The 8,759-nt window shown below is 70.3% G+C and carries 7 protein-coding genes and 1 pseudogene; 6 read left to right on the top strand and 2 right to left on the bottom strand.

Annotated features, from left to right (window positions below):
- The first annotated feature begins 117 nt into the window (after positions 1 to 117).
- Together ACRDSQ_RS26480 and ACRDSQ_RS26475 are read left to right on the top strand one after the other, a co-directional pair.
- Positions 118 to 724: pseudogene (locus ACRDSQ_RS26480) on the top strand (response regulator).
- Between the two features lie 25 nt (positions 725 to 749).
- Positions 750 to 2,108 carry a serine hydrolase domain-containing protein gene (locus ACRDSQ_RS26475; protein WP_431424692.1) on the top strand — a complete coding sequence of 453 codons (1,359 nt, stop codon included), beginning with the start codon at positions 750 to 752 and terminating at the stop codon, positions 2,106 to 2,108.
- Between the two features lie 53 nt (positions 2,109 to 2,161).
- On the opposite strand, the gene ACRDSQ_RS26470 is transcribed toward ACRDSQ_RS26475, so the two are convergent.
- Positions 2,162 to 2,989, bottom strand: coding sequence for a CPBP family intramembrane glutamic endopeptidase (locus ACRDSQ_RS26470; protein ID WP_431424690.1), 828 nt, complete (start codon positions 2,987 to 2,989; stop codon positions 2,162 to 2,164).
- 192 nt (positions 2,990 to 3,181) lie between these two features.
- Between ACRDSQ_RS26470 and serC the strand changes: the two genes are divergently transcribed.
- On the top strand, positions 3,182 to 4,318 hold the full coding sequence (gene serC / locus ACRDSQ_RS26465) for a phosphoserine transaminase (RefSeq protein ID WP_431424689.1): 1,137 nt from the start codon (positions 3,182 to 3,184) through the stop codon (positions 4,316 to 4,318).
- Positions 4,319 to 4,493: 175 nt separating this feature from the next.
- Entirely contained in the window at positions 4,494 to 5,489 is a 996-nt protein-coding gene (gene sepH, locus ACRDSQ_RS26460; RefSeq protein ID WP_431424688.1) for a septation protein SepH, read from the top strand.
- A gap of 122 nt (positions 5,490 to 5,611) precedes the next feature.
- On the opposite strand, the gene ACRDSQ_RS26455 is transcribed toward sepH, so the two are convergent.
- Complete coding sequence (locus ACRDSQ_RS26455) at positions 5,612 to 5,857, bottom strand: hypothetical protein (protein WP_431424686.1); 246 nt, start codon at positions 5,855 to 5,857, stop codon at positions 5,612 to 5,614.
- Between the two features lie 126 nt (positions 5,858 to 5,983).
- On the opposite strand from ACRDSQ_RS26455, the gene ACRDSQ_RS26450 reads away from it, so the two are divergent.
- Together ACRDSQ_RS26450 and ACRDSQ_RS26445 are read left to right on the top strand one after the other, a co-directional pair.
- Entirely contained in the window at positions 5,984 to 7,750 is a 1,767-nt protein-coding gene (locus tag ACRDSQ_RS26450; protein WP_431424685.1) for an ABC transporter ATP-binding protein, read from the top strand.
- Positions 7,747 to 8,759, top strand: a 1,013-nt coding sequence (locus tag ACRDSQ_RS26445) for an ABC transporter ATP-binding protein (protein ID WP_431424684.1), incomplete at its 3' end; no start/stop codon positions are given. The genes ACRDSQ_RS26450 and ACRDSQ_RS26445, both read left to right, overlap by 4 nt.

The following is an 8,759-nucleotide window of genomic DNA, read 5'->3' as shown; positions in this document are numbered from 1 at the left end:
GTTCCACGCCGAGGGCGCCGCGCCGCTGCCGACCGGCGTGGAAGTCCTGCTGCTGCGCGCGGCGCAGGTCCGGTCCGCGCCGGGCGCGGGGACCACGGTGACGGTGGAGGTGCTCGGATGATCACCGTGCTGCTGGTGGACGACCACCCCGTGGTGCGCGCGGGATGCTCGAAGCCGAACCCGACCTGACCGTCGTCGGCGAGGCGGGCTCCGGTGAGGAAGCGGTGGCCGTGGCCAGAGCGCTGCGTCCGCAGGTGATCCTCATGGATCTGCGGATGCCCGGTCTCGACGGCGCGGGCGCCACCGCGAAGATCGTCGCCGACGGCGGTTCCGCGGTGGTCGTGCTCACTACGTACGAAACGGATACGGACATTTTGCGTGCGGTCGAGGCGGGGGCGTCCGGATATCTGTCGAAAGACGCCTCCACCACGGAATTGGCCGACGCCGTGCGGGCCGCCGGCCGGGGTGAGACAGTGCTCGCGCCGTCGGTCGCCGGAAAGCTCGTCCGCAGCGTCCGCACCCCGCCAAGCAGGCACTTTCCGCCCGCGAACGGGAGGTGCTGAAGCTGGTCGGGCAGGGCATGACCAATGCCGACGTCGGCCGGGCGCTACACATTAGCGAGGCGACTGTAAAGACCCATTTGGTCCGATCGTTCGATAAACTTGGCGTCTCGGATCGGACCGCGGCCGTCACAAAGGCCATCTCCATGGGGTTATTGGGTTGATTTATGACCCACAATTCAACTCATGCTGCTGCAGACAACCGACTTCGCCCTGCTCCGCCGGATCGCGACGGCGCAGGCGGAGAGCCGCGCCCCCTCCTTGGTCGCGGCTGTGGTCCGCGACGGCGTCGTGGTCTGGACGGGGACCCGGGGCAAGGTCGACGGCCAGACGCCGACCACCGACACCCAGTACCGGATCGGCTCGATCACCAAGACGTTCATCGCGGTCCTGGTCATGCGGCTGCGCGACGAGGGCCTGCTCGACCTGAACGACGCGCTCGACAAGCACCTGCAGGGCACCTCGTTCGGCGACGTCACCATCGCGCAGCTGCTCTCCCACACCGCGGGCCTGACCTCGGAGTCGCCCGGCCTGTGGTGGGAGCGCGCTGTCGGCGACGACTGGACCGCGCTACAGAACAGCCTCACCCAGAACGCGCTGCGCCACCGCTCCGGCGCGCGGTTCCACTACACCAACGTGGGCTACGGGGTCCTCGGTGAGCTGGTCGCGCGCGTGCGCGGAACCAGCTGGCTGGAAGCGCTCGAAGCCGAGATCCTCGCGCCGCTGGGCATGACCCGCACGACCCCGCAGCCGCAGGCCCCGGCCGCGCTCGGCTGGGCCGTTCACCCCTTCGCCGACGTCCTGCTCAACGAGCCCACCCCGGACGCGGGCGCCATGGCCCCGGCTGGACAGCTCTGGTCGACGGTGCACGACCTGGCCCGCTGGGTCCGCTTCATCGGCGGCGACACCGGCGACGTGCTGCACCCCGACACCGTCGCGGAGATGCGCACACCGGCCCACGTGGACGACAACGACGCGTGGACGATGGGCTACGGCCTCGGCTTCGAGGCGATGCGCCTGGGCGGTCGGCGCCTGTCGGGCCACAGCGGCTCGATGCCCGGCTTCCTGGCGAGCGCGCTCATCGACTGGCGCACCGGCACCGGCGCGCTGAGCATGGCCAACTCGACCTCCGGAGTGCCGGTCGTGGCCCTGTCGCACGACCTGATCAACCTGGTCGAGGAGCTGGAGCCCGCGCTGCCCGCCGAGTGGGAGCCGATGGCCGAGGCCGACCCGGAGCTGCTGAGCCTCACCGGCCTGTGGCACTGGGGCCCAACCCCGTACCTGCTGCGGCTGCTGCCCGAGGGCTGGCTGCGGCTGGCCCCGGTCTCCGGTGTCGGCAGGCAGTCCCGCTTCCGCCCCGAGGGCCGCGACACCTGGACCGGCCTCGACGGCTACTACGCGGGCGAGACCCTGGTCCTGCACCGCAACGCCGACGGCGTGCCCAGCCACTTCGACCTGGCCACTTTTGTGTTCACCCGGGAGCCGTACGGCACCCCGGACGCGATCCCGGGCGGTGTGGACGAGACCGGCTGGCGCACCCTGGGGTAGCCGTCAAGCGGGGATCCCGAGTCGGGGTCGGCCAGGTGGGGCGGCGACCGTGGTCACGGTCGTGGCGGTGCCGTCCTTCTGGCGCCGCCGCTCCCAGCGGGACCGAATCGCCCGGAGCTGACCACCAGGCCGATGACGGCCAGCGCGGCGAGGTAGGGCAGGTGCGGGCCGAGGTCCGGCGCGGTGAGCGCGGCGACCTGAGCCTGCGAGAGGTCCGCGGACCAGACCGACCCGGCGCCCGGGCCGAACAGGCTGGACATCGCCCAGTTGCCGCCCCAGTGCAGGCCGATGGCCAGCGGCAGCCCGCCCGACCTGAGCAGCGCGTACGCGAAGACCACGCCGCCGAGCAGCGACATGGCGACCACGAAGACCGCGCCCATCGCCCAATACGGCCTGCCGATCAGGTGATAGCCGCCGAAGGCGACGCTGGTCACCGCGACCGCGAGAACGGGTCCGCCCATCGCGGTCAGCTGTCGGAAGGCGTAGCCGCGGAACACCAGTTCCTCGAACACGACCGACAGCAGCATCACCGCCAGACCCGCGACCACCGTCCCCGCGATCTCGGCGCCGCTGAAGCGCCACGTCGCACCGACCATGGCCGCGTGGGTCAGCGCGACCCCGGAGAACACCGCGGTCCCGATCAGGAATCCCGCGCCCGCCTGGCGGAACCGCCTGCCGGTGCACTCGAGGCCGAGGTCGGCGAGGCCGCGGCCCTCCAGCCGCAACGCCGCCCAGGTCACGACCAGCAGCAGCACCGCGACGAGCAACGACCACAGCCATGGCGGCGCCGGGCTGAGGAATCCGACGACGACGCCGGTGATCCCGAACGCGGCCGCCACCGCGGCGACGAAGCCCACCAGCCGCCAGACAGGTGATCGCATCAGTCCCCCAGGGTTCGGCAGGCCCTGATCGTGGCACGCCAGGCAGCGGGCAGGGAACATCAATCGACCAGCGCCTTTCCCACCTGCCGGTCGATCGGTGTGGCGGGTCGGAGCGGTCATGCGAGACTGGGTGAGCCCGTCACCGTCGCCGGGGTCCCCACAGTCGTCGCAGTACCGAAAGGCGCCGAAGAGATGACCCAGACCGCCGACCCGAGCACGCTGGTGCTGCCCGCCGAGCTGCTGCCCGCCGACGGGCGCTTCGGCTGCGGCCCCTCGAAGGTCCGCCCGGAGCAGGTGGCCGCGCTGGCCACCGAGGGCGCCAAGCTGCTCGGCACGTCCCACCGGCAGAAGCCGGTCAAGTCGCTGGTCGGGCGGGTCCGCAGCGGCCTGCGTGAGCTGTTCTCGCTGCCCGAGGGCTACGAGGTCGTGCTGGGCAACGGCGGCGCCACCGCGTTCTGGGACGCGGCCGCGTTCGGCCTGGTCCGCGAGCGTTCGCAGCACTTCACCAACGGCGAGTTCTCGTCGAAGTTCGCCGCCGTGACCAAGGGCGCGCCGTTCCTGGGCGAGCCGGTCGTGGTCAAGGCCGAGCCGGGCACCGCGCCCGAGATCGCCTACGCCGCGGGCACCGACCTGGTCGGCTGGGCGCACAACGAGACCTCCACCGGCGTGCAGATGCCGGTCGTGCGTCCCGCCGGTTCCGGTGAAGCGCTGGTCGCCATCGACGCCACTTCGGGCGCGGGCGGTCTTCCGGTCAAGGCCGAGGACTTCGACGTCTACTACTTCGCGCCGCAGAAGTCGTTCTCCTCCGACGGCGGGCTCTGGCTGGCGCTGATGAGCCCGGCCGCGCTGGCCCGGGTGGCCGAGATCGGCGCGTCCGACCGCTGGATCCCCGAGTTCCTGTCGCTCACCACCGCTGTCGACAACTCGGTCAAGGACCAGACCTACAACACCCCGGCCATCTCGACGTTGTTCCTGCTGGCCGAGCAGATCGACTGGATGCTGGGCAACGGCGGCCTCGACTGGACCGTCGCGCGCACCAAGGACTCGTCGAGCAGGCTGTACGGCTGGGCCGAGAAGGGCGAGTTCACCACGCCGTTCGTCGCCGACCCGGCGCACCGCTCCCAGGTCGTCGGCACGATCGACTTCACCGACGCCGTCGACGCCGCCCAGGTGGCGAAGGTCCTGCGCGCCAACGGCATCGTCGACGTCGAGCCGTACCGCAAGCTCGGCCGCAACCAGCTGCGCGTGGCCATGTTCCCGGCCATCGAACCGGACGACGTGAGCCTGCTGACCGGTGCCATCGATTGGGTCGTAGAGCGCCTCGGGTAGCCCCAGATACGCGAACGGGTGAACGATCACAACCTTGGTGCGCCGCACGTTCGAATACGGCAAGATCATTCGGGATATCCCTTGGGTAACGGCGCGCCTAGTTCGTCAAGGCGACTCGCCGATCTACCGTGGGACGCTGGCGAGTGAGTCTGCTCAGATCGTATGGAGGTGCACGATGCGCGCGCTGCGGGTCGTCGGGCTCGGAGATGACGGCAAGACCGTCATCTGCGAAGACTCGGCGCGTGGCGAGCGTTTCACCCTTCCGGCGGACGAGCGGCTGCGTGCGGCCGCCCGAGGAGACGTCACTCGACTCGGCCAGATCGAAATCGAGCTGGAGAGCCAGATGCGTCCACGAGAGATCCAGACCCGTATCCGTGCCGGAGAGTCCGTGGAGCAGGTCGCCGAGGCGGCGGGCATCCCGACTCACAAGGTCGAGCGTTACGCGTATCCGGTCTTACTGGAGCGGTCCCGCACCGCCGACCTCGCCCAGCGCGCCCACCCGGTCCGTGAAGACGGCCCGGATGTGCAGACGCTCGGTGAGGTCGTCGCGCATTCGTTCGGGTTGCGCGGCCAGGACTATGCGGTCGCCAACTGGGACTCGTGGCGCGGCGAGGACAACAAGTGGGTCGTGCAGCTGAGCTGGACGGCCGGTAGGTCGCTCAACCGCGCCCACTGGTCGTTCCACCCGGGTGCCCACGGCGGCACGGTCACTCCCCTGGACGACCACGCCCGCGACCTGCTCGACCCCCAGCCGAACCGGCCGCTGCGCACGGTCCGCCCGGTCACCCAGCTCGCCCAGGCGGCGATGAACCTGGACACGGCCGAGCGGCCGCAAGCGGAACTGCCCGCCGCCGTCAACGGCTCGGAAACGCCCGCGGCGGACTTCGTGGTCGAGGATTTCGAACTGACCCCGGAGCCCGCTCCGCAGGTGGAGGAATTGGTGGACACAGTCGAGGAAGCTCCCGCCGAGATCGTCGAGGAGCAGGCCCCGGCCGAGTCCGTCGAGGAAGAGCCCGCCCCGCGTGAGCTGGACGAGCCGGAGAACGCCCTGATCGACGAGCCCGCCCGCAAGCCCGAACCGCCCCGGCGGCCGAAGGCGAACAAGAAGGCCCGGCCGATCGTCCCGTCGTGGGAGGACGTGCTGCTCGGCACCCGGTCCAACCGGGGCTGATTGACCGACGAGAAGGCGGTCCCCAGGTGTCTGGGGGCCGCCTTTTCGCATGTCAGAGGGCTTAGAGCCGCACGGTCAATTCTCCCGCCGCCGCCACGCGGCGACCGTTGTTGATGCGGTCGCTAGAGGCCGCCCGAATCCGGCACGGTATCGAGCAGATGCAGGTCCCAGCCCTCGAGTTCGCACAAGTCCTCAGCGGCTTCCCGGTCGATCCACACCGCGGTCGACGGACGTTCCCGGCCCAGCCGGGCCCACCCATCCGGGGCCAGGACGTACACCACCCCATCCCGCAGCGCCAGCAGTCGGCCCTCCGTGAACGCCATGCTCGGTTCAGTGCGCAGGAAGCGCACAGCTTCCGATCGAGTCATGCCTCCATCATGCCGCGCTCCACAAAGGACGGCTTGACCTCCACCGCACTGGAGGGACCACCCTCGTAATTCAGATGACCCGGACACGCTCCGTGGCTACCGTCAATCGAGGCGACAGGGGGCCTCATGGACACCGAACGGCAGGGCACGCGAGTCTGGGTACTACTCAGACTCTTGCCATACCTGCGTCCGGTTCGCGGTCGCCTGATCGGCTCCGCCGTGGCCGTCCTCGGCTCGATGGTGTGCGGTCTGACGATCCCGCTGGTCATCCTGCGCATCCTCGACGGCCCGGTCGCCGCGAAGGACACCGCGCTGCTGCCGTGGCTGGTGTTGGCGGTGGCGGCCCTCGGGTCCACCGAGGCGATCCTGTTCTACGTGCGCCGCAGGCTGATCGTGCGGCCGAGCACGCAGGTCGAGGCCGCCCTGCGAATGGACCTCTACCAGCATCTTCAGCGGCTGCCGATCGCGTTTCACGACCGGTGGCAGTCCGGCCAGCTGCTGTCCCGCGCGGTGTCGGACCTGTCCACGCTGCGTCGGTACATCGCGTTCGGGGTCGTCTTCCTGGTGGTCAACAGCCTGACGCTGCTGGCCGGGCTGGCGGTGCTGTTCGTCCTGTCCCCCACCCTCGGCTTCATCACGCTGATCTGCACGGCGCCGCTGGTGCTGATCTCCACGCAGTACGAGTCGAAGTACTCGGTGCTGTCGCGGCGTTCGCAGGACCAGGCAGGCGATTTGGCGACAACCGTCGAAGAGTCCGTGCTCGGTATCCGCGTGCTGAAGGCGTTCGGCCGCGGCAGGCATCTGGCGGAGCGGTTCGCGGCCGAGGCGAAGGAGCTTCGGCAGACGGAGCTGCGCAAGATCAAGGTCCTGGCGATCCTGTGGGCGGCGATCATCATGCTGCCCGAGCTGGGGATCGGCGCCAGCCTGCTGTTCGGTGCGACCGGCGTCGTCGAGGGGTCGATGACGGTCGGCACCCTGGTCGCGGGCATCACGGTGGCGACCTACCTGCGCTGGCCGACCGACTCGATCGGGTGGCTGCTGGCCGAGACCAACGACGCCGCGACCGCGTGTGAGCGGTACTGGGAGGTCCGCGACGCCGAGATCACCGTGACCGACCCGGCCGAGCCGAAGCGCCTGCCCGCGGACGGTGTGGGCAGCCTGCGGTTCGAGGGCGTGCACTTCCGATACCCGGGAGCCGAGCGGGACACGCTGCGCGGTGTCGACCTGGACGTGCGCCCGGGCGAGACGATCGCGCTGGTCGGGTCGACCGGGTCGGGCAAGACGACGCTCACCGCGCTGGTGCCGCGGTTGGCCGACGTCACGGCCGGGCGGGTCACGATCGACGGCGTGGACGTGCGGGACGTGACGCTCGACGACCTGCGCACCGCGGTCGCGACGGCGTTCGAGGAGCCGGTGCTGTTCTCGGCGAGCGTCCGGGAGAACGTGGCGCTCGGCGCGGACGACGTGACCGACGCGCAGGTCAGCGAGGCCTTGCGGATCGCGCAGGCGGAGGAGTTCGTCGACAACCTGCCGTGGGGGCTGGACACGCGGATCGGTGAGCAGGGGCTGTCGCTGTCCGGCGGCCAGCGCCAGCGGCTCGCGCTGGCCCGGGCGGTCGTCGGCAAGCCCCAGGTGCTCGTGCTCGACGACCCGCTCTCGGCGCTCGACGTGCACACCGAGGCCGAGGTCGAACACGCGCTGCGCAGCGTCCTGAAGGACGTGACCGCGCTGGTCGTGGCCCACCGGCCGAGCACCGTGCAGCTGGCCGACCGGGTCGCGATGCTCGACGGCGGACGCATCGTCGCCGTCGGGAAGCACTCAGACCTGTTGGCCACCAACGAAGACTACCGAGCCCTATTGTCCACTATGGACCGCGAGGAGGTGAGCACGTGAGCGCGCCGCAGGACGCCGCCGACCATGCCAAGGACCGGGTGGAGAGCCCGCGGGAGGCCGAGGCCTGGCGCGGGGTCGCCGCCGAGGACACCGAGGAGGTCGCGTACGCGACCAGCCTCAAGCTGAAGGCGCGCTCCCGCAAGCTGCTGGGCTCGCTGATCCGCCCGCACCTCGGGCAGGCCCTGCTCGCCCTGCTGTTCGTCGTGGCCGACAACGCCGCGACCCTGGCCGGTCCGCTGATCATCGCGATCGCCATCGACTCCGGCATCCCGGCCGCGATCGACGGCGACCCGTCGGTGATGGCGTGGTGCGTGGCGGCGTACGTCATGACCAGCGTCGGCTCGGCCGGGCTGCGGTACCTGTTCCTGCGGCTGTCCGGGCGGATCGGCGAGGACGTGCTGCTCGACCTGCGGATGCGGATTTTCCGGCACTCGCAGCGACTTTCGCTGTCGTTCCACGAGTCCTACACGTCCGGGAAGGTGATCTCCAGGCTCACCAGCGACCTCGACTCCCTCGACGACCTGCTGGAGGACGGCCTCGACGACCTGCTGTCGGCCATCCTGTCCGTCGCGGGCATCGCGGTGCTGCTGCTCGTCCTGGACACGCCGCTGGCGCTGCTGGTGCTCACCGGTTTCATCCCGCTGCTGCTGGTGACCAGGTGGTTCTACCGCAACTCGGGCCAGGCCTACCGCGACACCCGCGGGGCGATCGCGAAGATCATCGTCCAGTTCGTCGAGACCATGAACGGCATGCGTGCCGTCCAGGCGTTCCGTCGGGAGTCGCGCAACGAGTCCATCATTGACGAGCTGAACGAGAGCTTCCGCGGCGCGAACAGCAAGGCGCTCACCGTGGTCGCGCGGTTCACCATGACGGTTCGGCTGGTGGGCAACCTGTCACTGGCCGTGGTCCTGGCGATCGGCGCGTGCCGGGTCGCGAACGGCGGGCTGGAACTGGGTGTCCTCACCGCGTTCACCCTTTACCTGCGCCGGTTCTACGACCCGCTGGACGA

The organism is Actinokineospora sp. (assembly GCF_050699995.1).
In the GTDB taxonomy this organism is placed as follows: domain Bacteria; phylum Actinomycetota; class Actinomycetes; order Mycobacteriales; family Pseudonocardiaceae; genus Actinokineospora.
Note: the sequence above shows the minus strand (reverse complement) of the source record. Positions and strands in the feature narration are given on the sequence as shown.

Bases quoted from the DNA above. Each gene is read 5' to 3' on its own strand.
- ACRDSQ_RS26470 (WP_431424690.1), bottom strand. From the start codon at position 2,989: ATGCGATCACCTGTCTGGCGGCTGGTGGGCTTCGTCGCCGCGGTGGCG.
- serC (WP_431424689.1), top strand. From the start codon at position 3,182: ATGACCCAGACCGCCGACCCGAGCACGCTGGTGCTGCCCGCCGAGCTG.
- sepH (WP_431424688.1), top strand. From the start codon at position 4,494: ATGCGCGCGCTGCGGGTCGTCGGGCTCGGAGATGACGGCAAGACCGTC.
- ACRDSQ_RS26455 (WP_431424686.1), bottom strand. From the start codon at position 5,857: ATGACTCGATCGGAAGCTGTGCGCTTCCTGCGCACTGAACCGAGCATG.
- ACRDSQ_RS26450 (WP_431424685.1), top strand. From the start codon at position 5,984: ATGGACACCGAACGGCAGGGCACGCGAGTCTGGGTACTACTCAGACTC.